Annotated in this window: 25 protein-coding genes; all 25 read left to right on the top strand. The window is 41.2% G+C overall.

Translation table 11 applies throughout. The annotated features are described in order from the left end of the window. On the top strand, positions 1–409 hold a 409-nt coding region (locus ACTNES_RS04335; RefSeq protein ID WP_441038601.1), incomplete at its 5' end, for an IS66 family transposase. A gap of 192 nt (positions 410–601) precedes the next feature. Continuing rightward, positions 602–1,495 (top strand): GHKL domain-containing protein, encoded by an 894-nt coding sequence (locus ACTNES_RS04330; RefSeq protein ID WP_441038600.1) that lies wholly within the window; start codon positions 602–604, stop codon positions 1,493–1,495. Positions 1,496–1,592: 97 nt separating this feature from the next. Beyond that, a complete protein-coding gene (locus ACTNES_RS04325) occupies positions 1,593–1,994 on the top strand; it encodes a hypothetical protein (RefSeq protein WP_441038599.1) in 402 nt (133 codons plus the stop codon). 148 nt (positions 1,995–2,142) lie between these two features. Continuing rightward, entirely contained in the window at positions 2,143–2,292 is a 150-nt protein-coding gene (locus ACTNES_RS04320; protein ID WP_441038598.1) for a cyclic lactone autoinducer peptide, read from the top strand. A gap of 1 nt (position 2,293) precedes the next feature. After that, on the top strand, positions 2,294–2,884 hold the full coding sequence (locus ACTNES_RS04315) for an accessory gene regulator ArgB-like protein (protein ID WP_441038597.1): 591 nt from the start codon (positions 2,294–2,296) through the stop codon (positions 2,882–2,884). Between the two features lie 251 nt (positions 2,885–3,135). Beyond that, a complete protein-coding gene (locus ACTNES_RS04310; RefSeq protein WP_441038596.1) occupies positions 3,136–3,591 on the top strand; it encodes an RNA polymerase sigma factor in 456 nt (151 codons plus the stop codon). Further along, positions 3,560–3,811 carry a helix-turn-helix domain-containing protein gene (locus ACTNES_RS04305; protein ID WP_441038595.1) on the top strand — a complete coding sequence of 84 codons (252 nt, stop codon included), beginning with the start codon at positions 3,560–3,562 and terminating at the stop codon, positions 3,809–3,811. Before ACTNES_RS04310 ends, ACTNES_RS04305 begins: the two co-directional genes overlap by 32 nt. Before the next feature lie 414 nt (positions 3,812–4,225). Next, positions 4,226–4,414 carry a DUF6462 family protein gene (locus tag ACTNES_RS04300; protein ID WP_441038594.1) on the top strand — a complete coding sequence of 63 codons (189 nt, stop codon included), beginning with the start codon at positions 4,226–4,228 and terminating at the stop codon, positions 4,412–4,414. A 109-nt stretch (positions 4,415–4,523) separates the two neighbouring features. Further along, complete coding sequence (locus ACTNES_RS04295) at positions 4,524–4,691, top strand: hypothetical protein (RefSeq protein ID WP_006861758.1); 168 nt, start codon at positions 4,524–4,526, stop codon at positions 4,689–4,691. 46 nt (positions 4,692–4,737) lie between these two features. Continuing rightward, a complete protein-coding gene (locus ACTNES_RS04290) occupies positions 4,738–5,979 on the top strand; it encodes a tyrosine-type recombinase/integrase (RefSeq protein WP_320812842.1) in 1,242 nt (413 codons plus the stop codon). Between the two features lie 417 nt (positions 5,980–6,396). Continuing rightward, positions 6,397–6,870: a DUF6075 family protein gene (locus ACTNES_RS04285; RefSeq protein ID WP_087418645.1), complete on the top strand. Its 474-nt coding sequence runs from the start codon at positions 6,397–6,399 to the stop codon at positions 6,868–6,870. Further along, on the top strand, positions 6,870–7,049 hold the full coding sequence (locus ACTNES_RS04280) for a hypothetical protein (protein ID WP_087418633.1): 180 nt from the start codon (positions 6,870–6,872) through the stop codon (positions 7,047–7,049). Before ACTNES_RS04285 ends, ACTNES_RS04280 begins: the two co-directional genes overlap by 1 nt. A 20-nt stretch (positions 7,050–7,069) precedes the next feature. Further along, complete coding sequence (locus ACTNES_RS04275) at positions 7,070–7,855, top strand: ParA family protein (protein WP_087418632.1); 786 nt, start codon at positions 7,070–7,072, stop codon at positions 7,853–7,855. Next, complete coding sequence (locus tag ACTNES_RS04270) at positions 7,845–8,735, top strand: ParB/RepB/Spo0J family partition protein (protein ID WP_441038593.1); 891 nt, start codon at positions 7,845–7,847, stop codon at positions 8,733–8,735. Before ACTNES_RS04275 ends, ACTNES_RS04270 begins: the two co-directional genes overlap by 11 nt. A 17-nt stretch (positions 8,736–8,752) precedes the next feature. Beyond that, positions 8,753–9,817 (top strand): DUF6017 domain-containing protein, encoded by a 1,065-nt coding sequence (locus ACTNES_RS04265; protein ID WP_441038592.1) that lies wholly within the window; start codon positions 8,753–8,755, stop codon positions 9,815–9,817. Next, positions 9,798–10,133: a DUF6050 family protein gene (locus ACTNES_RS04260; RefSeq protein ID WP_441038591.1), complete on the top strand. Its 336-nt coding sequence runs from the start codon at positions 9,798–9,800 to the stop codon at positions 10,131–10,133. Before ACTNES_RS04265 ends, ACTNES_RS04260 begins: the two co-directional genes overlap by 20 nt. 83 nt (positions 10,134–10,216) lie before the next feature. Then, positions 10,217–10,867, top strand: a complete 651-nt coding sequence (locus ACTNES_RS04255) for a hypothetical protein (protein WP_441038590.1) — start codon at positions 10,217–10,219, stop codon at positions 10,865–10,867. Positions 10,868–10,884: 17 nt separating this feature from the next. Next, positions 10,885–12,297 (top strand): hypothetical protein, encoded by a 1,413-nt coding sequence (locus ACTNES_RS04250; protein ID WP_441038589.1) that lies wholly within the window; start codon positions 10,885–10,887, stop codon positions 12,295–12,297. 204 nt (positions 12,298–12,501) lie between these two features. Continuing rightward, the gene (locus ACTNES_RS04245) at positions 12,502–12,978 is read left to right on the top strand and encodes a PcfB family protein (protein ID WP_118540950.1); all 477 of its coding nucleotides are present in this window, start codon (positions 12,502–12,504) and stop codon (positions 12,976–12,978) included. Next, positions 12,975–14,816: a VirD4-like conjugal transfer protein, CD1115 family gene (locus ACTNES_RS04240; RefSeq protein ID WP_441038588.1), complete on the top strand. Its 1,842-nt coding sequence runs from the start codon at positions 12,975–12,977 to the stop codon at positions 14,814–14,816. Before ACTNES_RS04245 ends, ACTNES_RS04240 begins: the two co-directional genes overlap by 4 nt. Positions 14,817–15,190: 374 nt before the next feature. Next, on the top strand, positions 15,191–15,406 hold the full coding sequence (locus tag ACTNES_RS04235) for a Maff2 family mobile element protein (protein ID WP_002582189.1): 216 nt from the start codon (positions 15,191–15,193) through the stop codon (positions 15,404–15,406). A 13-nt stretch (positions 15,407–15,419) separates the two neighbouring features. Next, a complete protein-coding gene (locus ACTNES_RS04230; protein WP_441038587.1) occupies positions 15,420–16,292 on the top strand; it encodes a VirB6/TrbL-like conjugal transfer protein, CD1112 family in 873 nt (290 codons plus the stop codon). Between the two features lie 51 nt (positions 16,293–16,343). Further along, positions 16,344–16,751, top strand: a complete 408-nt coding sequence (locus tag ACTNES_RS04225; RefSeq protein WP_441038586.1) for a PrgI family protein — start codon at positions 16,344–16,346, stop codon at positions 16,749–16,751. Then, positions 16,699–19,194: a VirB4-like conjugal transfer ATPase, CD1110 family gene (locus ACTNES_RS04220; protein WP_441038585.1), complete on the top strand. Its 2,496-nt coding sequence runs from the start codon at positions 16,699–16,701 to the stop codon at positions 19,192–19,194. The genes ACTNES_RS04225 and ACTNES_RS04220 overlap by 53 nt, the downstream gene beginning before the upstream one ends. Next, complete coding sequence (locus ACTNES_RS04215) at positions 19,194–21,788, top strand: CD1108 family mobile element protein (protein ID WP_441038584.1); 2,595 nt, start codon at positions 19,194–19,196, stop codon at positions 21,786–21,788. The genes ACTNES_RS04220 and ACTNES_RS04215 overlap by 1 nt, the downstream gene beginning before the upstream one ends. Positions 21,789–21,792: the final 4 nt, after the last annotated feature.

Raw genomic sequence — 21,792 nt, 5'->3', positions numbered from 1 at the left:
GCTGGAAAAGACCTCTGGCCTGTATACGACAAATGAAAACCTGACCAAGGCACTTCATTACGCCACAAACCAGAAAAAATATCTTGAAACTTTTATGGAAGATGGCAGGCTACCAATCTCTAATAATCTTTGTGAGGCAAACATAAAGCCATTTGCAACAGCAAGACGTGCATGGCTGTTTGCAGATACTCCGAAGGGTGCTTTTGCAAATGGAGTATTGTATACACTGGTAGAGAGCGCACGTGCCAATAACCTGGACGTATACGAATACCTGAAATATCTGCTCACAGAAATGCCAAACAATCATCACCTGGAGCATCCGGAAATCATAGATCGGTACCTGCCGTGGTCGCCAGAGCTACCAGATACCTGCAGGCTTAAAATACGAAATAAAAAGTGCTTCAAATGAATCTGTAGTGAGTATAACAAAAAAACTTCTGTTATGCACTACGCCTTCTTTTGAAGCACTTACAATGCAATCTGGATGCTGATGGAAACTCTGTGCAGTTATATTTTGATGATTTATTGTGAAAAATATGCCTTTGTCCAGCCTGTCGGCTCATTTGTTTCAAAATCATTTTTCTTTGTGGTGATTATTGCGTTGAAGAAAGTATTCACAGATGATGAGATTAAAGAACTGTCGGCTCGATACAGTATTATGCTCGTTTTGATTCCAATGGGAACCATCTATATTATGAATAATGTATTTATGCTTGGCTTTACCGTAAATAATAATCATACTCGTATTAACTCTGCAATTACTGTAATTATTTTGCTGGGGATGAATGTACTCATATTTTACATTTATATGAAATTGGCTGATGACTTGCGGTTGAGACGAATGACTTCCGTATACGAACAGCAGTTGGAATTGTGTGAGCGACATCAGCAGGAAAGGGAAATTTCAATGCTTCAATTACGGGATGTAAAACACAATATGAAAAATAACCTTGTATCAATCCTTGCCTATGCGGAAAACAAGGAACATGAAAAGATTATCGGATTTATTAATGAAATTATGGGAGAATGTGGGGTGACCATAGCTGCCGTTTCAAATAGTGGAAATATAGTCATTGATTCACTGATTGGCTATTGGTATGTAACTGCCCAAAAGAAGGGAATAGATTTTTCGGTTGATATCTGTATTCCAATGATGATGCCGTTTAAAGGCGCGGATATGTGCCTAATTCTTGGCAATCTGCTGGAGAACGCAGTAGAAGCTGCACAAAAGGCAGAGGGAAAGAAATATATAGCAATCAAGATGAAGTATGACAAAAATAATCTCTTACTTTCTGTAACGAATAGTTATGTGGGTAAATTGATAAAAACAAAAAACCATCGGCTGAAATCAACAAAACCTGATGCCGGAAATCATGGTGTTGGATTATCTTCTGTATACAGGGCAGCCGCAAAATATCATGGAACTGTAGTGATTGAAGATTCTGTGCCAGAGCAGTTCAGAATCCGTGTATTACTATACGGAAGTCAGGAATAATTACATAAACACTCGGAAAAATTACATGAAAAAGTATATGCGGAAAAAGGTGGTAAAATAAAAGGATAGATTAGTTATTCTGTTGTGGGGATTTGGTATGGAGAAAATATTATTATTTAGTGATGATGAAAAATTGTTCGAAATTACAAACCGAATAACAGAAGAAAAATACGAGCTCATATGGAGTACCTACCATCGGTTGGAAACGAATAGATATCCATTTGCAGATGTTGTTATTATGCATTTTGATAGAGAGAGGATGAAAAGGGGTACATTTAAACCTATCGTAAGGGTAAAAGGAAAATTAGGGCATTCTATACCAATACTTGCTGTCATAGAAGGTGGGAGTACACAGGATATTTTTTCTGCGCTGAAAACTGGCGTATACGATTATATAGAAACGATAGATGATCTGGGGAAATATCAGAAAAAAATAGAAGATCTTATTTTATGGAGCTGGTATTTAAAAAAATATGAATCGGGATGGAAAAAGCAATGATCAGGAAGGTCATTGCTTTTTTTGAGAGGAAAAGCCAGACCTGCTTTTTAGGAAAAGTTACATGAATACTCGGTTTTTTTACAAGAAAGAAAAATAAAGAGTTTTTTATAGTAAAGTATAGGAAAATAAATGAAAGGAGATTCCTATTATGAAATCTAAAAATGTAAAAAACCAGCCAGCAAAAGTATTGGCAAATGTATCCTTGAAACTTGGCAAAATGTCAGCAGACAGTGCTTGCTGCTATATTTATCATCAGCCTAAAATGCCGGAGGCTCTGAAGAAGATGAAAAAGTTTTAATATGAAGCGGCTATCGGAAAAATTAACGGGATACCTTATTAAAACCGGTGCAGTTTCAGCGGAATCATATGCGATATATCAATATGGCTTTCAAATAGGGCTTGAAATGTTGTGCTGTTTTGTGGTTTGTTTGGGTATAGCAATATATCTGCATTTGATTCCGGAATTTGCAGTATTTACAGTGATTTTTATGCTACTGCGGACTTATGCCGGAGGAGTGCACCTGAACAGCTTTGGGGCGTGCTTTATATGTTCAGTTGTTGTACAGACACTAACATTACTTTTTGATAGTAAGTATAAATTTACGATAACTAATGCGTTACTCATTATCTTAGTGAGCGCAATATTAATATTGAAAGCCGCACCAGTAGAAAGTATTAATCGGGAACTTGAGAGCGATGAAAAAGAACATTGCAAAAAAGTGACTATGAAAATTTTGATTGGTGTTTTTATATTTGCAGGCTGTTGTACAACTGCAGGTGTTGATAATATGGTGTCATTGGTCGCATTGACTGTTTTGGTAATTTTAATCTCTCAATATGTCGGTGTGGTGGAATACAAAATTGAAAAGAGTAAGAGTGAGCGGGGATGATAGAGGGTTATTATTTCCGCTTTTTAATTATAGAGGTTGATAAGGAGAAGGTTATCTTTTGAATATCAGACTATTCCTATGAAAAAACGTCCAATGGGTCTCGGCTCATAAGGGCGTTTTTTATATATTACGAAAACTTTTTATAGAGTTTTACTTTCAAACCCGAACAATGGGCATCACTCAATCGGGATAAGGGTGAAAGGGAAAAAGACCTTTGCTCATACCTGATGGTCGGGAAGGAGGTGAACTCTATGGAGCAATCTTCTTCCTGTGATGAATTGACGGTTATGCATCAGTTTGATCGAAAATGCAAATTGGCATTGGATGGTGAAGTCGTGGATTATGAAAGACATATGACGTATCTCAGAAATCATGAAGTTATGTTTTCTGAATTATCGGAAAAAGAAATGAGTAGCCTTTCTGTAATTGACGAGTATGAACTGGAAAAATGCTATTTTCAGGCGGGCGGTTATGATGTGGAAGTCAAAGACGCTCTTTTGGCAGAAGCATTGAAAACACTGACAGAAAGAAAAAGAGATGTCATTCTGCTGTCATATTTTATGGAAATGAGCGATGCGGATATTGCAAGAAAACTGAATCTTGTCAGAAGTACCGTGCATGAGCATCGGACACGCTCACTTGAATTATTAAAGATTATATTGGAGGATAACACAGATGGAAGCCGCAGAAAAAAATGTAAGCAATAAGAAACTGATATCGTTTCGGATAATCAAAAAAGCATCAGAGGGCGATATTCAGGCAATTAATGAGGTGTTAAAACACTATGAGGGTTACATAGCAAACTTATCTATCAGAAAAATGTATGATGAGTATGGCAGTGTTCATTATTGTGTGGATGAAACACTTCGCAGGCGTCTGGAAACAAAATTAATAAAAACAATTCTTGGATTTAAGATTAAACGCTAAATAGTATAAATGGGTATTGTATTCCCTTCTACCCAGAAAGGTATTTGGCATGGATGTACCTTGACAACTTCATATTTTACCCTGCAGGGCGCAGAAAACAGTGGAGCTATGCAACAGATACGCCATGACTGCCTGTGTCCGGCACTTTGCGACATCGTGGCGTAAAGTTGCCGGACATTGAAAACGAAGAAATGCCAGTTTGGGTATTGAAGTAAAGGTACGAGCGAAAAAAATCCGATTACAGGCAAAGTGACGGGGACTTTGTGCGAAGATACTGTTTCTGATAATGAGACTTCCGGAGATAAGCTGCTTCGGTCCGAGAGGATAGCGTGATGCCAATGAGGCTGTACCCGACAGCCGCCTGCAGGAGATTTTGGAGAGAACTGATAAAACAATCAAAGCGAGGATATAAAAGTGCATCAGAAAATAAATAAAAAAAGATTCGTTCGTTACAAAGAAGGGGCAGAACTGTATAGCATGTGTCAAAGAAAATTTGAGCAGATGGCAAAGGACGCTAATGCAGTTTATAAGCTGGATAAATTGGTTTTAGTAAATTGTGATATTTTTGAGGAATATTTAGAGACGTTTCGTGTAAAGGAATAATGTATATGAAGAGATTTTGTAAAATTGTATTTTTGTAAGACGAAAACGCTTGACTTTTCGTTGGACGGAAAGTATAATGGTCTTAGTTATGAATGGGAGGTGCAAATGAATGGCAAAAATCGGGAGACCGAAAAAGGACTCTCCTAAATTGAAGTCAGTGACAATCAGGCTTTCAGATGATGAATACGAGAAATTCATAAAGTATGCTGCCAGTCATAACATGACCATGACACAGGCATTACTGAAAGGTATAGAACTTTTATACCAGAACTCATAATGCTTGAAGTACAAAATCTCTTTCCTTTACTTAGAAAGGAGTAGAGATGGCGAAAGCGAGAAAAGATAACAAAGGCAGGGCTTTAAGAAAAGGAGAAAGCCAGAGAACAGAAGATATGCGGTATGTGTATACCTATACCGATCCTTTTGGAAGAAGAAAGTACATTTATGCTACTGATTTGCGGACGCTGCGGGAAAAAGAAAATCAATTACTGAAAGATCAACTGGATGGTCTGGATGTGTATGCTGCAGGAAATGCGGATCTGAATTTTGTATTTGACAGGTATATATCGACAAAGACAGATTTAAGAAAGACTACCTATACGAATTATAAGTATATGTACGATCATTTTGTCAGAGATGAATTTGGGAAACGCAAGATAGCAGAAATTAAATATTCCGATGTATTGTATTTTTACTATCATTTGATAAATGAGAAAAAACTGCAAATTAACACGCTTGAAACAATACATACGGTATTACATCCAACATTTCAGCTTGCGGTTAGAGATGATATTATCCGTACAAATCCCAGTGACGGGGTAATGGCACAGGTAAAAAAGAAACCGGGGCGAAATCACGGAGTCAGGCATGCTTTAACGGTGGAGCAGCAGAGAGCGTTTATGAATTATACTGCCAATAATCCGATATTTTGTCATTGGACACCGCTATTTACTGTTCTTCTTGGAACAGGTGGCAGAATCGGAGAGATTATTGGTTTGAGGTGGCAAGATTTAGACTTTGAAAACAGAACCATTAGCATTAACCATAGTGTTGTTTATTATGCACAGGAAGGTGCTAAGACGAGGAAAAGTGTTTTTCAAGTGTCGTTACCGAAAACCGAAGCGGGTATCCGTACAATACCTATGTTGGATGCAGTATATGATGCTCTTAAAGAGGAATACGAAGTACAGAAGGAGAATGGGTTTAACAGTACCGAGATTGATGGAATGACAGGGTTTGTGTTTTGTAATCGTTTTGGAAATGTACATAATCCACAGACAGTCAATCGTACAATCAAACGTATTTTAGAGAACTATAATGCAGAGGAAGTCTTGAAAGCGAAAAAAGAGAAAAGGCAGCCAGTTATTTTGCCGCACTTTTCGTGTCATCATTTGAGACATACATTCTGCACAAGGTTCTGTGAGCAGGAGACTAATATTAAGGTGATTCAATCCATTATGGGACATGCCAATATTGAAACTACAATGGATATATACGCCGAGGTCACTGACATGAAAAAGGTAGAGTCAATGAAACATCTATCAGAGAAATACGATGTATTTTAGGAAAGAGTCCGATAGTCGGGCTTGTGCAACAAAAAAGAGTTTTTGCAACGAAAATGCAACGAATTTTGAAATGATAGTACCGAATAATGCGTGATAATGCGCTAAACAAAACATATTGAAAAGGCTTAAATACGGGATAATATGCAATAGTGCGTTATCCTCTTGGGTATTTCCGACGATGAAATCATTAGACAAATAAAGCCAGTATTTATGCGGGTTTGCGGACTTTTAAATTGTATGGTACGACAAGAGTACGACAAAATAACCTGTCTTAAAGGGTTAAAATAAACGATTTTAAATTAAAATCGAGTCAGTTCAAGTTAATATTTTGTACTATAAGGACATTTTTCTAAAAGAAATTTTAGAGAAGTGTCCTTTTTTGTTATGGTCAGCAAAGCAGAAATGGAGGAAAAGAACATGAATAGTACAGCGTTAGGAGCAGGAGCCGAAAAAGCTCAAGAAATTATTTTTATCAGCGAAGCACATGAGAAATTCTACTATGAGAAATTGAAAGAGGTACGGTATCAGGATGTGTACCACAAGGCACTTTGCTATTGTCTTGGTATTAGCGATGATACCAGAAGAAATGCAAATCGCATTTATGATTTTAAGACAGGCTGTGTAAAGACAGAATGTTTACATGAAGGCTGGCAGACCAGCGGAAGCGTGAAAGTAGTCAGAATGGCGTTTAATCTGTACTGCAACGGTACACCAAGTGTTGACGATTACAAGGACGCAGAGGAGCAGATCAATGAGTGTAGGCAGTATACGGTGGAAGAATTGTTCTGCTGTGCCTACGCACCGTATTTTTGGCAGGCGATACAAATCCGGTATCCGGAATATGCAACCTATAACCGGAAACTGTATGCCTTGTTTGGAGGAGCAGATTGATGTTAAAAGTTCGATTGATGGGAACAAAGAATGATATTAAATGGTTTGGGAAGATTTTGCAGAGAAATCCCAAGATTGAGGTAACAGAGTTTTCAGATTTATACCCGAATAAAGGAACAAAGAAATTCCACAGGGCTTATGTGGAAGTCAGAAAAAGCAACGTAAAAGAAAATGAGTAGAAAGCAAAGGAGAATTTATCATGTGTAGAGTTATTGCAATCGCAAATCAGAAAGGTGGAGTCGGAAAGACCACCACAACAAGCAATTTAGGAATTGGACTGGCAAAACAGGGGAAAAAGGTACTTTTGATTGATGCCGATGCACAGGGCAGTCTTACCGCAAGTTTGGGGTACACAGAGCCGGACGCAATCGAGATCACATTGGCATCGGTCATGGGCAGTCTGATTAAGGACGAGGAAGTTGAGCCTATGGATGGTATTTTACACCATGAGGAAGGAATAGACCTTATGCCGGGAAATATTGAGCTTTCCGGTCTGGAGGTTTCCCTTGTGAATGTCATGAGCCGGGAGCGTATCATGCAGGAGTACATAAGCATGGTGCGGGATTATTACGATTACATCTTAATTGACTGTATGCCTTCACTTGGAATGATTACCATAAATGCCTTTGCCTGTGCCGACAGTATTTTGATTCCTGTGCAAGCGGCATATCTGCCAGTAAAAGGCTTACAGCAGCTTATCAAGACCATTGGCAAGGTAAAGCGTCAGATTAACCCAAAACTGGAGATAGAGGGCATTTTATTGACGATGGTGGACAGCAGGACGAATTATGCAAGGGACATCAGTGCCATGCTGAAGGAAGCCTATGGAAGCCGGGTAAAGATATTTACCAATATTATCCCGATTTCGGTAAGGGCGGCGGAGATTTCTGCGGAAGGAGTCAGCATTTATAAGCATGATCCAAAGGGAAAGGTGGCATCTGCCTACAATTCTTTGACAGAGGAGGTGCTTGCAAATGAGCAGTAATACAAAGACAGGAAGCGCATCTAAAATCAAAATGGAGAGTTTTGATGATTTATTCGGTGGAAGCAACGCACAGGAAACAGGGGCAGAGCAGATTATCAATGCCCCGTTAGCAGACCTTCATGAGTTCAAAGACCACCCATTTAAGGTATTGGACGATGAAAAGATGGAGGAAACAACGGAGAGTATCAGACTTTACGGGGTACTTGTTCCGGGAATTGCAAGACCGAGAGCTGGCGGCGGCTATGAGCTGATCGCCGGGCACCGTAGGAAGCATGGCTCAGAAAGAGCCGGGAAAACGGAAATGCCGATTATTGTCCGCAATTATTCCGATGATGAAGCAACCATTATCATGGTCGACTCCAATATTCAGAGAGAGGACATTTTACCGAGTGAAAAGGCAAAAGCCTACAAGATGAAATATGAAGCTATGAAACATCAGGGAAAGAAATCGGGCAAGAATACCCTTGATGAAGTTGGGGAAGCTGCCGGAGAGAATGCGAAAAAGGTACAGCGTTATATCTGGCTTTCAAGGCTTTCCGATGAGCTTCTTGAAATGGTGGACAGCAGGAAATTAGGGTTTTCGCAGGGCGTGGACATATCCTTTCTGTCAGAGGAAGCACAGCAGTGGGTAGAGGTCATTATAGAAGAACGGGGCTGTAATGTCAGCACCGTACAATCCGGCAAGCTAAAGGAATATGGCAAAAGTGGAGAGCTTACGCTTGCAATGGTGCGACTGATTCTGACAGAAGAAAAGCCAAAGGAACGCAAGGTTACACTGAAAGCGGACAAGATCAGCAAGTATTTTGCTGAAGATTATAGCAGTGAAGATATAGAGAATATTATCATTCAGCTTTTGGATGAATGGAAGAAAAGACAGTAGAAAGGAGGTGCAGGCACATGGGTAACATGATGAGATTTGATTATTACTATGGTATCGAAGCAGAACAGTTTTCATTTTACAGAGTTCCAAGATTGCTGATTAAGGACGAACGGTTCAAAGAGTTATCCAGTGATGCAAAGCTCCTTTATGGTCTGATGCTTGACAGAATGTCACTATCCATGAAAAACGGATGGTTTGATGATGAAAACAGGGCATATATTCATTATACCCTTGATAATATTATGGAGGATTTAGGCTGTGCAAAAGAAAAGTGTGTAAAAGTATTGGCAGAGCTTGACAGCAAAAAGGGTATTGGTCTGATAGAGAAAAAAAGACAGGGATTAGGGAAGCCGGATATTATTTATGTCAAAAACTTTGCCACTTTGGAAGTGGGCGGAGAGCCAGAAAGCCAGCCGAAAAGTCCTTCAAATACTTATGCTTCCACAGAAGTTCGGAAATCGAACTTCAAGGGGTTCGAAAATCAAACTTCCAGAAGTTCGGAAATCGAACTTCAAGAGGTTCGGAAACCAAACTTGCAGGTGTTCGGAAATCAAACTTCAAGAGGTTCGGAAACCGAACTTGCAGAGGTTCGAGAAGCGAACGCTAATTATAACAATACTAACTATACTGATTTGAGTTATAACAATCAATCTAATCAATCTGAAAGTGAAACAGAAGAAACGATTGATGCGATGGAAGATGTTAACGCATACATTGAAATCATCAAGGAGAACATAGAATACGATCACTACATGAAATATGGTGATTGGCAGGACAAAGCACTTTATGATGAGCTTTTTGAGGTGATTTGCGAGGTTGTATGTGTAAAGCACAAGACGGTTAGGATTGGCGGGGATGATTACCCGTATGAGCTGGTAAAGTCAAAGTTCCTGAAACTGAACAGCTCGCACTTGAATTATGTCATTGGCTGCATGAAGAATACCACAACCAAGATTACGAATATCAAGGCGTATATGGTGACAACACTTTATAATGCGCCAAGCACAATCAATCATTATTACCAACAAGAGGTACAGCACGATATGTATGGAGGTGGATGGTATGAAAAGGGTATTGTTTAAGGTCATTGTTCCGGCAGTGATAATTGCGGTATGGATGCTGACCTGTTATCCGGTATGTAAGAAAGCAGAAGGCTTTGACTGGTTTTTATATTGGATTATTGCAGGGTGTCCGTTTGGTATTCGCCGGATGTGCCTGTGGCTGATACCCAAGAATTTCGGCATCAGCGGCAGTATCGGTGTTCTTGCACTGAATTGTATCATAGGCGGTTTGATTGGCGGTGTAGTGCTGATTTTTAAGATAATCGGCATTGCAGGAGAGCTTATCAGTATTGTAACAGGACACTTCTGGACGAAAAGTCCCAAAGTGGAAATATAGAACTTCTGGACATTTTGTCCAAAGGTGGGGCAGTCAGAACATGGCTGCTCTTTTATTGTCAGAAGGAAGGAGCAAAAAGATATATGGAGTCAATGAGAGATGTGGACAGGATAATGGAACGAGAGATTAAAAAGGGAAGTACACCCTTACAGTTTGAACAGTTAGGCTTTGGTGATTACAGCTATAATGAAATTACTTCAAAGGAAAAGCTTTTGCAGGTGCTTTCCTATCTGTTGCGGATCGGTGAGTATGAGCCATTCGCCGGAAAAACCATAGGGAACAATGTTTACATGGATATGCGGGGGAAAAAGGCAGTTTTTAAGAGAACCAGACTGACCTATGAGAGGAATAATATTTTTGCAACGGTTAAGCGGTTGGCAAAGAAGTATAAGCCGGACTATGAGGGAAAGGTGTATCTGGAAACAGTAAGATGTTTCTTTACCATATCTGCGGAAGAATTGGAAAAGTGCCGATACAATTATAAAGGCAAGGACACCTATGCCTTTGTGACATCTGACAGATATATTATGGCTTTATATACATACTGTCTGTCAGCAAGAAAAGCAGTGGCTTTGGAAAATATAGAGTTGGAGGGACTTTCGGAAGCGGAGCTTTCTATGGTAAAATTAGAGAGTGTCAGGGAAGTGTTATTCCAGGCTTTGTTACTTGATGATGTGAAGTTTGAAGATGGCAAGATGTATGCCGAATTTTGTACAGTATATTTATTAGAATAAATGATATAAAGGAGAGAATGATGTTACCTAATGACAATTTTTATAACTTGATTTTGTCGTATAAATTACCAATATCAAGAGGGAAGCAACCAGCTAAGCTTTTTTTGAAGGCTTATTTTCAACAATATATAAACAGCTGTAAAAAAGCTTTATTAAGAACAGATGAGTGTGATTTAGATGAAGCTTGTTATACATATATAGAGAGTAAGTTGCCAATTTTAGAAGAATTATGTGAGGATATTCTTAAAGTATTTGATTATTATGATGATGGAAAAATGGTAGAGATGTATAATCATTTTTCAAAAATGATGAACAAAATAGAACCATTGATGTCGGTAAAAAATATCGGAAATGTTGGATATGAATCATTTAAAAATTACTATCGTATTAGGGCTGGAAAGGATGAATATAGCAGAAAAGATTTGTTCCATATTCCAATGGATATGCGTCACTTGATAAAATCGTATAGATATAGTATTCCAGGATACCCTTGTTTATATTTAGCATCAGGTAAGGAGCTATGTTGGTTTGAATGTGGTATGCCGAAAGAATTTTCTTATGCAGGGTTTGTTTTAGATTTAGAGGGTGATAAAAAAGTAAAAATAATAGATTTTACCATGTTACCAATTGACGTTGCATGGGCAATATATTTGGAAAATGTAAATCATAAAGAAAATCGAAAGGTTATTTATGAGTTTTTGGCAAAATATCTTTTATTGTTGCCACTAAAAGCAGCTTGTTCGATGAAAGTATCTAATCGTGATGTTGCATTTGTAGAGGAATATATATTTCCACAGCAACTATTGCTTTGGCTAAGGGAAAATGGAACATATGACGGAATTGCCTATAGAACAAGTTCGGCAATAGAGAAGTCAAAAGAGTGGAATTATATAAATCTAGTTCTTCCGGCAAAGAAAATCGAAAACGGTTATTGCAGTCATCTTAATAGCATATTTAAAGTTTCCAAGCCTGTTAAAATCAAAATAAGTAGTTTTATGGAGAAATATAATAAACAAATTGAAGATATTAAGGGATTCGTAGAGTATCTAGAAAATGAAGGGAGACAGGAATATTTTTTGTATCCTTATAGAGAACTGACGTCAATATGCAGGACATTTTTAAAGATGTGCGAAATGCTTGCAAATGAGAATTATGTCGATGCAGAAGCCATATATCAGACATTAGAAACATTGAATTTGTCGATTGGTATTATTAATGATAATATTGATTCGATAACAGAAAAATCAATAGCTGAGGTGAAAAAAGTATATTTTGATGAGGATGATGATTTTTTACGAAAAAAGATAAATAAAAGTATGAATTATTTTTTCACTAAAGTTAAACCAATTGTATTTGATATGTGGGATTATTATTTTAGAGTATTTTGTGATTACCCATTAGATTGTAATTCCTATGAGAAAATAATGTAGTGTATTTATATAAAAAGTGGTAAAATAAGAACAGCGCAAGGGCAGTTATAGACCGTAAAGGTTTGTAGCTGCCCTTTTTGCGTTTACAGAACTTTTGGACAAAATGTCCAGAAGTGGAAAGGAGAGCTTATGAAGTATTTACTGCACAGGCTGTATGTTCCACCATAGCGGAGCTACAGCTACAAAAAATCAAGGAGGAAAACCATGCAGGAGGAAGTTACACAGAAAACGATTGCCCTTGTTTTCAAGTCCTCAAGGCTGACCGCCGATGTACTGAAAAAAGCCATGAAGATGTATCTGGAGCGCCGGAAAGCCGGACAACAGGCAACGCATGGAAAAATGTCAGTGAAAAAGCTGGTAGGTCAGGGTATGGGAGCTTCGAGTATTGAGGTTACGGATAACAACATCAAGTCCTTTGAACGAGTGGCAAGGAAATACAATGTTGACTTTGCTGTGAAAAAGGATAAGACGGTGGAACCGCCGAAGTATATGGTATTTTTCAAGGGCAAGGATGCCGATGTGATCACACAGGCATTTAAGGAATTTGTGAAAGTTAATGAGAAGAAACGTGGCAGAGTATCCGTAAAGGAGAAGCTGGCAGAGTTCAGGGAGCTGCTTGGAAAGGACAAGAACAGGGAAAGAGCAAGGGAACACCAGAAAGACAGGGGGCAGTCGCTATGAGTAAGATTATAGACGGTATTGCCAAAGACTTAAAAGTCATTCCCGAAACGCTGAAGGCTAAGACCGCAGGCGTGGATAAAAAGAAGCTCATTCTTATGAATCTCCCGTATATTCTTGCAGGGTATTTTTGTGACAAGATAGCGTGGCTGTGGCGTGTATCACCGGGGAGTGATGCTTCCGATAAGATGATGGCAGCCATGAACGGGATGAATGATTTGTTTTCCAATCCGTTGCCGAGTTTTTTCCCGAAAGATTTGCTGGTCGGTATTGTGGGCGGCGTTGCGCTCCGTCTTGTGGTGTATTTCAAAGCTAAGAATGCCAAGAAGTTTAGGCAGGGTGTAGAGTACGGTTCCGCAAGGTGGGGAAATGCAAAGGATATAGAGCCTTATGTCGATCCGGTCTTTGAGAACAATGTCATACTGACAGAAACGGAAAGGCTGATGATGTCGGGCAGACCAAAGCAACCGAAGTATGCAAGAAATAAAAACATTCTTGTTATCGGCGGTTCCGGTTCCGGCAAGACTCGCTTTTTTGTGAAACCCAACCTGATGCAGATGCACAGCTCCTACGTTGTCACTGATCCGAAAGGAACGGTGCTTGTGGAGTGTGGCAAAATGCTGTTAAAGAACGGGTACAAAGTCAAAGTTCTGAACACCATTAACTTTAAAAAATCAATGCACTATAATCCTTTCGCTTATATCCGGAGTGAAAAGGATATTTTGAAACTCGTAAACACAATTATCTTAAACACCAAAGGAGAGGGACAGCAATCCGGTGAAGATTTCTGGGTGAAAGCCGAAAAGCTCTACTACACAGCCCTTATCGGATATATCTGGTATGAGTGCGTGGAGGAAGAACAGAATTTTACCACCCTGCTTGACATGATCAATGCCAGTGAAGCCAGGGAGGACGATGAGGAGTTTAAGAATCCTGTCGATTTGATGTTCGATGAGCTTGAGGAGAGAGAACCAGACCATTTCGCAGTAAAGCAGTACAAAAAGTACAAGCTGGCTGCGGGAAAGACAGCTAAGAGTATCTTGATTAGCTGTGGTGCAAGATTAGCACCATTTGACATTAAGGAGCTTCGTGATCTGACAAGCTATGATGAACTGGAGCTTGATATGTTAGGGGACGAAAAGACAGCTTTGTTTGTCATTATCTCCGACACAGACGATACATTCAATTTCATCGTGTCAATCATGTATACACAGCTCTTTAACCTGCTCTGTGACAGGGCAGATGATGTGTATAACGGAAGGCTGCCGATTCATGTGCGCTGCTTATTAGACGAGTTTGCGAACATTGGGCAGATACCAAAGTTTGAGAAGCTGATAGCTACGATCCGTAGCCGGGAAATTTCAGCTTCTATTATTTTGCAGTCAAAGTCACAGCTTAAAGCGATTTATAAGGACAACGCTGATACCATAGAAGGCAACTGTGATACCACACTATTCCTCGGTGGGAAGGAAAAGACCACGCTCAAAGAGCTGGCAGAAGTTTTGGGTAAAGAAACCATTGACCTTTATAATACCTCGGACACGAGGGGTACGAGCCAGTCCTACGGTCTGAATTACCAAAAGACCGGAAAAGAGCTTATGAGTCAGGACGAGATTGCAGTCATGGATGGCGGCAAGTGTATTATGCAGCTTAGGGGAGTAAGACCGTTCTTTTCCAATAAGTTTGATATAACAAAGCATAAGCAGTACCACTTGCTTTCTGACTATGACGAAAAGAATGCCTTTGACATCGAAAAATATGTAAAGAACCTGTACCATGCAAAGATCAGGAACAACGACTCCGTTGATGAGGTGGAAGATGTCGGGGAAATCGCAGCTTAAAACTGAATATGGAACAAAAACGATATGCACAGATAATGCAGGACAAGTGTGCAAGTTTACTTGCAGACACGCAGAACTGCAATTATCTGTATATGGCGTTCAGCCACAGCGAAATGGAGCGATAGCGGAATTGAGCTGGCATATCGTAACACAACTTCTGGGCAAAATGTCCAAAAGTGGAAATGGAGTTTTGAATGTACTTTAGGATAGAAAAGCACCCGATACCGCAGTCGGCAAACTTGAAGGTATCGGATGCCCGTCAGGGTAATCCTAAAGGAATGCCCTGTCCTTATTTTATCACAGGGCGGGGCATTTGACACGAAAAACTCTTTCAATCACAAATCAAATTTAAGGAAAGAAAGAGGTAAATTAAAATGTCATTTTTTACAACAGCAGTAACAGGATTAAAGACCGTAGTAACAGCAATCGGAGCAGGTGTAGGAGTATGGGGTGTTATCAACCTTCTGGAAGGTTACGGTAACGACAATCCCGGAGCAAAGTCACAGGGGATCAAGCAGCTTATGTCCGGTGGTGGCATTATCATTGTGGCGCAGACGGTGATTCCACAGCTCTCCACACTGTTCTCATAAGAGATAGTCCTTTATGGGTGGAATCATTGACAAGATCACTGATTTCATAAAGGAAATGCTGCAAGGGTGGGTGCTGTCCAACCTTGAAACCATGTTTACCGATGTGAATGACAAGGTAGGCACGATTGCAGGGGAGGTCAGCAAAACACCCAGCTCATGGAATTCCGGTATTTTCAGCATGGTGCAGACGTTATCGGAAAATGTCATTGTCCCCATAGCGGGAATGATCATCAGCTTTGTGCTGGTCTATGAGCTGATCACAATGGTTATTGACAAAAACAACATGCACGACTTTGATACGAGTTTGTTCTTCCGTTTTTTATTCAAGGCTTGTATCGCTGTCAGCTTACTAAGTAAGACCTTTGATATTGTCATGGCGGTCTTTGACGTGGGAAGTCATGTAGTGACACAGGCGGCAGCTTCCATATCCGGCTCAACGAGTCTTGATGTGCAGGCTACGCTTACTTCCATGTTCAACAGCCAGATTGATAGTATGGGGATTGGGGAGCTGATAGGACTTGGCATGGAAACCATGATCATCAGCCTGTGTATGAAAATCATGTCCGTCCTTATCACCGTCATTTTATACGGACGTATGATTGAAATATACCTTTATGTATCAGTAGCACCAATTCCGGCGGCAACCGTAACCAACAGGGAATGGGGAACAGTCGGAACCAACTATCTAAAGGGACTTATCGCTTTAGCATTTCAGGGATTTTTCATTATGGTATGTGTGGCAATCTATGCTGTGCTTGTGGCAAGTGTGGCAGTCGCAGGCAATCTTCACAGCGCCTTATGGTCTGTGGCAGCCTATACCGTAATCTTATGCTTCAGCTTATTCAAGACAGGTTCCTTATCAAAATCAATCTTTAACGCTCACTAATGCATGGTGGGCGTTGCCCATATATGGGTATGCACACGAAAGGAGCAGACTATGGCAATATCAGTACCAGTGCCAAAAGACCTGAGTGGCATCAAAACGAAAGTAGCATTGAATCTTACCAAAAGACAGATCATCTGTTTTAGCGGAGCTGCCATTACCGGAGTTCCTTTGTATTTTCTTACAAAGGGAGTTTTAGGAACACAGGCGGCAGCCCTGATCATGGTGGGAGTGATGCTGCCATTTTTCTTTTTGGCAATGTATGAAAGGGACGGGTTTCCGGCAGAAAAACTTCTGTACTTTATGATACGGCAGAAGATACTTACACCGGGGATACGTCCTTATAAATCGGAAAACCTCTACGAGCAGTTGGAGGAAAGAGAAAAAATAAAGAAGGAGGTGCGCTACCTTGAAAAAAAAGCAAAAGGCGCAAGCCGGAAACCGCAGAATGCCGGAAAATAAGAAGGCGGCAAGTAGAGCCGGACTTTCATTTTCGGAAAAGAAGCGGTTAGTAGAGCTTAGACGTATCCTTGCCGGAAACGGGAAGGAACAGGCAAAGCCGGATACTGCACAGAAAACCATTACCTTCAAGAAGATGTTTCGTGATGGTATCTGTCAGGTAACACATAATTTTTACACGAAGATGGTGGAGTTTTACGACATCAACTATGACCTTCTGGAAGTAGAAGACCAGGGAGATATTTTAGAGGAGTACAGCAAGCTCATCAATTACTTTGATCCGTCCATTAAGTTTGAACTGTTCTTATTCAACAGGCAGGTCAATGAACAGGCACTTGCGGAGCAGTTTGACATACCTTTGCAGGATGATGATTTTGACGATATTCGTGAGGAATACACACAGATGTTGAAGCATCAGTCGGCAAAGGGAAACAACGGTATCATCAAGTCAAAGTATCTCATTTTTGGTGTGGAAAGCACCGGATACAAGGAAGCTAAAAACAAACTGAATAATATTGAGAAAGATGTTATCCGAAACTTAAATAACATTGGCACGAATGCCCGGTCACTTGACGGAAAGGAAAGACTTCGTATCCTGCATGAGTATTTTAATCAGGGAACGATGGAGCCTTTCCGTTTTTCATTTAAGGAACTGTCAGAGTCCGGCAAGGGTGTAAAAGACTATATAGCACCGCCGGGGTTTGATTTCCGCTATCCGAGCAGATTTAAGTCCGGCAGTATGTACGGAAGTGTTCACTATCTGGATATTATCGCACCGAGATTTAATGACGAGCTGCTAAAGAAGCTCCTTGACATTGATGATAACCTTACCATTACCATGCACATGCAGACGATGGATCCGGTCAAGGCAATCAAGATGTTAAAGGGAGCTTTGACGAACATTCAGAAAATGAAGATTGAGGAGCAGAAAAAGGCTGTCCGCAGCGGTTACGATATGGATATTCTTCCTACGGACATCATCACTTATGAAAAGGATACCTTAGAGCTTTTAGACGATCTGAATACGAGTAATCAGAAGATTGTTAAAATGACCTTCCTGATTACCTGTTACGGAAAGACAAAAAGGGAGCTTGAGAACATCACGCAGAGGGTCTCCGGCATTATCCAGCAGGCAAACTGCAACTTACGATGCTTGCAGTATTTACAGGAACAGGGGCTTATGGCATCTGCACCGATTGGCTGCAACGATACTGGAATTGAGAGAGTACTGACAACCAAAAGTACTGCTATTTTAGTTCCGTTCTGCACACAGGAGCTGTTCATGCCTGCTCCGGCGATTTATTACGGGTTAAATGCCCTTTCAAATAACATGATTATGGCAGACCGCAAAAGGCTCCGTACACCAAACGGTGTCATACTCGGAACACCGGGTTCCGGTAAGTCCTTCAGCGCAAAGAGAGAGATTTTATCCTGTTTCCTTATGACAAGGGATGACATTATTATCTGTGATCCGGAGGGAGAGTATTTCCCGTTGGTACAGGCACTAAAGGGACAGGTCATAAGACTTGCTACAGACTCCAAAGATTATCTGAACCCGATGGATATTCAGTTATCCCACAAAGGGGACAAAGAAGCTCTGAAATTAAAGAGTGACTTTCTCATTACCCTGTGTGACCTGATTGCCGGAGGAAAGGACGGTCTGGAGAATGATGAGAAGGGTATCATTGACGAATGTATCCGTCATATTTACGATACCTATTTTGAAAACCCTGTGCCGGAGAATATGCCTATCCTTGAGGACTTATACAATGCACTCTTAAAATATGAGCCGAAAAACGTGGAAAAGGAACTTGCCAAGGAAGCAAAGGCAAAGGCGGTCAGAATTGCCAACAGCCTTGTGCTGTATGTAAGCGGTTCGCAGAATTATTTTAACCACCGTACCAACGTGGACTCACAGAACCGTATCATCTGTTTTGACATCAGGGACTTGGGAAAACAGTTAAAAGAGCTTGGTATGCTGATCGTACAGGACGCAGTATGGAACAGGGTGTCGCAGAACAGGGAGCGTAAGATTGCCACCCGTTATTACTGTGATGAGTTCCACCTTCTGTTAAAGGAAAAGCAGACCGCCATTTACTCTGTGGAAATCTGGAAGCGTTTCAGAAAGTGGGGAGGTATCCCGACAGGGCTTACCCAGAACGTGGGTGACTTCTTACGTTCAGAGGAAATCGAGGGTATCTTGGGTAACAGTGACTTTGTGTATCTGTTGAACCAGAACGCAAAGGATCAGGCGATACTTGCAGACAAGTTAGGGCTTTCTGAAAAGCAGCTTTCCCATGTAACCAATTCCGAGCCGGGTTCTGGTCTGATACTGTTTGACAACGTGGTTATCCCATTTGTTGACAAGTATCCGACAAACACCAAGACCTATGCGATTATGAACACCAAACCGGAGGAAGCAGTTAAGAAAGATGAGGCGAGTTAATGGCAGATAAAAAGACAGAAAAAAGTGCCGCTTCACATAAAAAGGCTGTGAAAGAATTTCAGAAGAAAGAGAGTCCAGACTTTCAAAAAGGCGGCGGTTCAGATTTTCAGCCGAGAGCTTCCGATGTCTTTCAGGAGAAAACCGGAGTTTCACAAAAGTCTGGTGCATCGAAAAGCCATGCGAAAAAGGAGTATGGGGAAACTTTTGGACAAAATGTCCAGAAGTCCGGTGCCGATAAGGGACAGGAGGAAAAGGCGGCATTTACCAAAGCCGAGAACACGTTTTCTGGACAGGATAATTCCGGTCAGACGGAGGAAAACGGGAAAAGGCAGGAAGAAAAAGAGGATTACCACCGCAGGGACACTTACAGGCAGTCACAGGAAAAGGGCAAATACCATAAAAAGCGTGTGCAGCGAGAACATCAGCACAGGGAAAAAGCCAAAGATACCGTTTTTACGGAAGATGCCGGAAAGGTTTTTACGGAGGATTGCGCTTCAGAGTTTACCGGAAGCGAGAAATTAAAAAAGAAACAGAAACAGGCGCAGAAAGCCGCAGAGAAGGTCAAAAAGGCTAGAGGAAAACTTCCAAAGAAGCGGGAATATACCTTGCAGAGAGTCTTTGATGAGGAAACGGGCAAGGGGAAATATGTGGTTGTTCCGCTGGATAAGGAGAAGCCTTTTAAGCAGGAGAGCCTTTCCAAGACCACCATGCGGCGAATGCAGACGGAAAGCAGAAATTTCGTACATGGTAAGATTGCTGAGAACGAGAAGGAAAACTCTGCTGTGGAAGGTGCCCATAAGACGGAGCAGAAAGGTGAGGAGCTGATTGGCTTTGTAAAAAGGCACTATAAGGGAAAGGAAGCAAGACAGCGGGCGAAGATAGCGAAGCTGGAAAAGAAGCAGTTTCAGAAAGAGGTCAACTTCCAGTACCAGAAGTTCTTGGAGGAAAAACCGCAGATGCAGAAAAAAGCATTGCAGAAGCGTTTACAGAAACAGCGTATCAAGCGGGAGTACCTGAAAGCAAGACAGAAGGGAGCTGCCACAAAAGCGGCACAGGAAGCAGTGTCAAAGACCGCCAATACCGCAACCGCCATAGCAAAGAAGTTACAGGAGATTGCAAGCAAAAATGCGGGTGTTCTCATAACGGTTGGTATCATGGCGGTGCTTCTTGTTATGATTATGACCTCGGTATCGTCCTGTGGGGCGATGTTTGCAGATACGCAGTCTACGGTGCTTGCGGCAAGCTATTTGAGCGAACCGGCAGAGATTGATGCGACAGACTTGCAGTTTACCAGACAGGAGCTTGACCTTCAGAATGAGATTGACAATATTGAAACTGATTATCCGGGATATGATGAGTATTCCTATAATCTGGGGGAAATCGGGCACAATCCGTTTACGCTGATCGGGTATTTATCGGCTGTCCATACGGAATTTACCGCAAGTGAAGTGGAAAGCGAGGTACAGGCTCTTTTTGATGAGATGTATACGCTGACTCTTACACCGGATACGGAAACAAGGACAAGGACAGTAACCAAGACAGGCACACGCACTGTTACTGATCCGGTAACAGGAGAGGAGACAGAGGAAGAATACGAATACGAGGAAGAGGAGGAATACGAAGTCAGCATATTAAGGGTAGTGCTTACGGTCAAACCATTGGAAACCATTGTTGCCGGAAAGATGGATGCAGAACAGACAGAGATTTATGCCATGTATGCAGAGACTGGCGGGCTTTTACAGCAGTTTGCTTCTCCGCTTAATCTGTACTGGTATAACTATATTTCAAGCTATTACGGATACCGCAAGAACCCGAACACCGGAAATGAGGAACTGCATCGGGGCGTGGATATAGCGGTGCCCACAGGCACAACCGTTTATGCAGCCCATGACGGAACGGTCACGACAGCAGCTTATGACAGCTATTACGGGAATTATGTGGTCATCGAAAAAGACGGTTACACCACAAAATATGCCCACATGGACAGCCTGAGTGTCAGTGCAGGTCAGAGCATAACCAAAGGGACGGTAATCGGAACTACGGGAAACACCGGAAGCAGTACCGGAAGCCATTTGCATATCGAGTGTTTGTATAACGGAGAGTATTACAATCCGTTATTTTACTTTGATGTAGGCGAGGGAACGCTTTACGGGGAAAGTCCGGGAGGTGGCGGCGGTGCGCCGGGAAATGCCATACCACCGGATTCCTATGATGATGCAACCGTACAGGCACTTATGGAGGAAGCAGCCAAGTATTTAGGATATCCGTATGTATGGGGCGGTTCGTCTCCGTCCACAAGTTTTGACTGTTCCGGTTTTGTGTGCTGGGTATTTACCAACAGCGGCGTACACAATCTGCCACGAACAACCGCACAGGGCATTTATGACCAGTGTACTCCCGTATCGGCAAGCGAAGCGAAAGCGGGAGATATTATCTTTTTCACAGGCACCTATAATTCAGCAGGTGCAGTCAGTCATGTAGGCATCTACTGCGGCAATGGGGTAATGATACACTGTGGCGATCCAATCAAATATGCTTCCATTAACACTCCGTACTGGCAGAGCCATTTTTACAGTTTTGGAAGATTGAATTAAAGGA

Origin of the sequence: Blautia sp. HCP3S3_D9 (genome assembly GCF_052063845.1) — a bacterium.
In the GTDB taxonomy this organism is placed as follows: domain Bacteria; phylum Bacillota; class Clostridia; order Lachnospirales; family Lachnospiraceae; genus Blautia_A.
This window is presented reverse-complemented; position numbering and strand designations above follow the sequence as displayed.

Excerpts from the sequence above, each read along its gene's own strand:
- ACTNES_RS04215 (WP_441038584.1), top strand. The coding sequence starts at position 19,194 with ATGGCAGATAAAAAGACAGAAAAAAGTGCCGCTTCACATAAAAAGGCT.
- ACTNES_RS04230 (WP_441038587.1), top strand. The coding sequence starts at position 15,420 with ATGGGTGGAATCATTGACAAGATCACTGATTTCATAAAGGAAATGCTG.
- ACTNES_RS04260 (WP_441038591.1), top strand. The coding sequence starts at position 9,798 with ATGAAAAGGGTATTGTTTAAGGTCATTGTTCCGGCAGTGATAATTGCG.
- ACTNES_RS04305 (WP_441038595.1), top strand. The coding sequence starts at position 3,560 with ATGGAAGCCGCAGAAAAAAATGTAAGCAATAAGAAACTGATATCGTTT.
- ACTNES_RS04325 (WP_441038599.1), top strand. The coding sequence starts at position 1,593 with ATGGAGAAAATATTATTATTTAGTGATGATGAAAAATTGTTCGAAATT.
- ACTNES_RS04285 (WP_087418645.1), top strand. The coding sequence starts at position 6,397 with ATGAATAGTACAGCGTTAGGAGCAGGAGCCGAAAAAGCTCAAGAAATT.
- ACTNES_RS04250 (WP_441038589.1), top strand. The coding sequence starts at position 10,885 with ATGATGTTACCTAATGACAATTTTTATAACTTGATTTTGTCGTATAAA.
- ACTNES_RS04280 (WP_087418633.1), top strand. The coding sequence starts at position 6,870 with ATGTTAAAAGTTCGATTGATGGGAACAAAGAATGATATTAAATGGTTT.
- ACTNES_RS04275 (WP_087418632.1), top strand. The coding sequence starts at position 7,070 with ATGTGTAGAGTTATTGCAATCGCAAATCAGAAAGGTGGAGTCGGAAAG.
- ACTNES_RS04225 (WP_441038586.1), top strand. The coding sequence starts at position 16,344 with ATGGCAATATCAGTACCAGTGCCAAAAGACCTGAGTGGCATCAAAACG.
- ACTNES_RS04265 (WP_441038592.1), top strand. The coding sequence starts at position 8,753 with ATGGGTAACATGATGAGATTTGATTATTACTATGGTATCGAAGCAGAA.
- ACTNES_RS04245 (WP_118540950.1), top strand. The coding sequence starts at position 12,502 with ATGCAGGAGGAAGTTACACAGAAAACGATTGCCCTTGTTTTCAAGTCC.
- ACTNES_RS04255 (WP_441038590.1), top strand. The coding sequence starts at position 10,217 with ATGGAGTCAATGAGAGATGTGGACAGGATAATGGAACGAGAGATTAAA.
- ACTNES_RS04290 (WP_320812842.1), top strand. The coding sequence starts at position 4,738 with ATGGCGAAAGCGAGAAAAGATAACAAAGGCAGGGCTTTAAGAAAAGGA.
- ACTNES_RS04320 (WP_441038598.1), top strand. The coding sequence starts at position 2,143 with ATGAAATCTAAAAATGTAAAAAACCAGCCAGCAAAAGTATTGGCAAAT.
- ACTNES_RS04240 (WP_441038588.1), top strand. The coding sequence starts at position 12,975 with ATGAGTAAGATTATAGACGGTATTGCCAAAGACTTAAAAGTCATTCCC.
- ACTNES_RS04295 (WP_006861758.1), top strand. The coding sequence starts at position 4,524 with ATGGCAAAAATCGGGAGACCGAAAAAGGACTCTCCTAAATTGAAGTCA.
- ACTNES_RS04315 (WP_441038597.1), top strand. The coding sequence starts at position 2,294 with ATGAAGCGGCTATCGGAAAAATTAACGGGATACCTTATTAAAACCGGT.
- ACTNES_RS04310 (WP_441038596.1), top strand. The coding sequence starts at position 3,136 with ATGGAGCAATCTTCTTCCTGTGATGAATTGACGGTTATGCATCAGTTT.
- ACTNES_RS04235 (WP_002582189.1), top strand. The coding sequence starts at position 15,191 with ATGTCATTTTTTACAACAGCAGTAACAGGATTAAAGACCGTAGTAACA.
- ACTNES_RS04270 (WP_441038593.1), top strand. The coding sequence starts at position 7,845 with ATGAGCAGTAATACAAAGACAGGAAGCGCATCTAAAATCAAAATGGAG.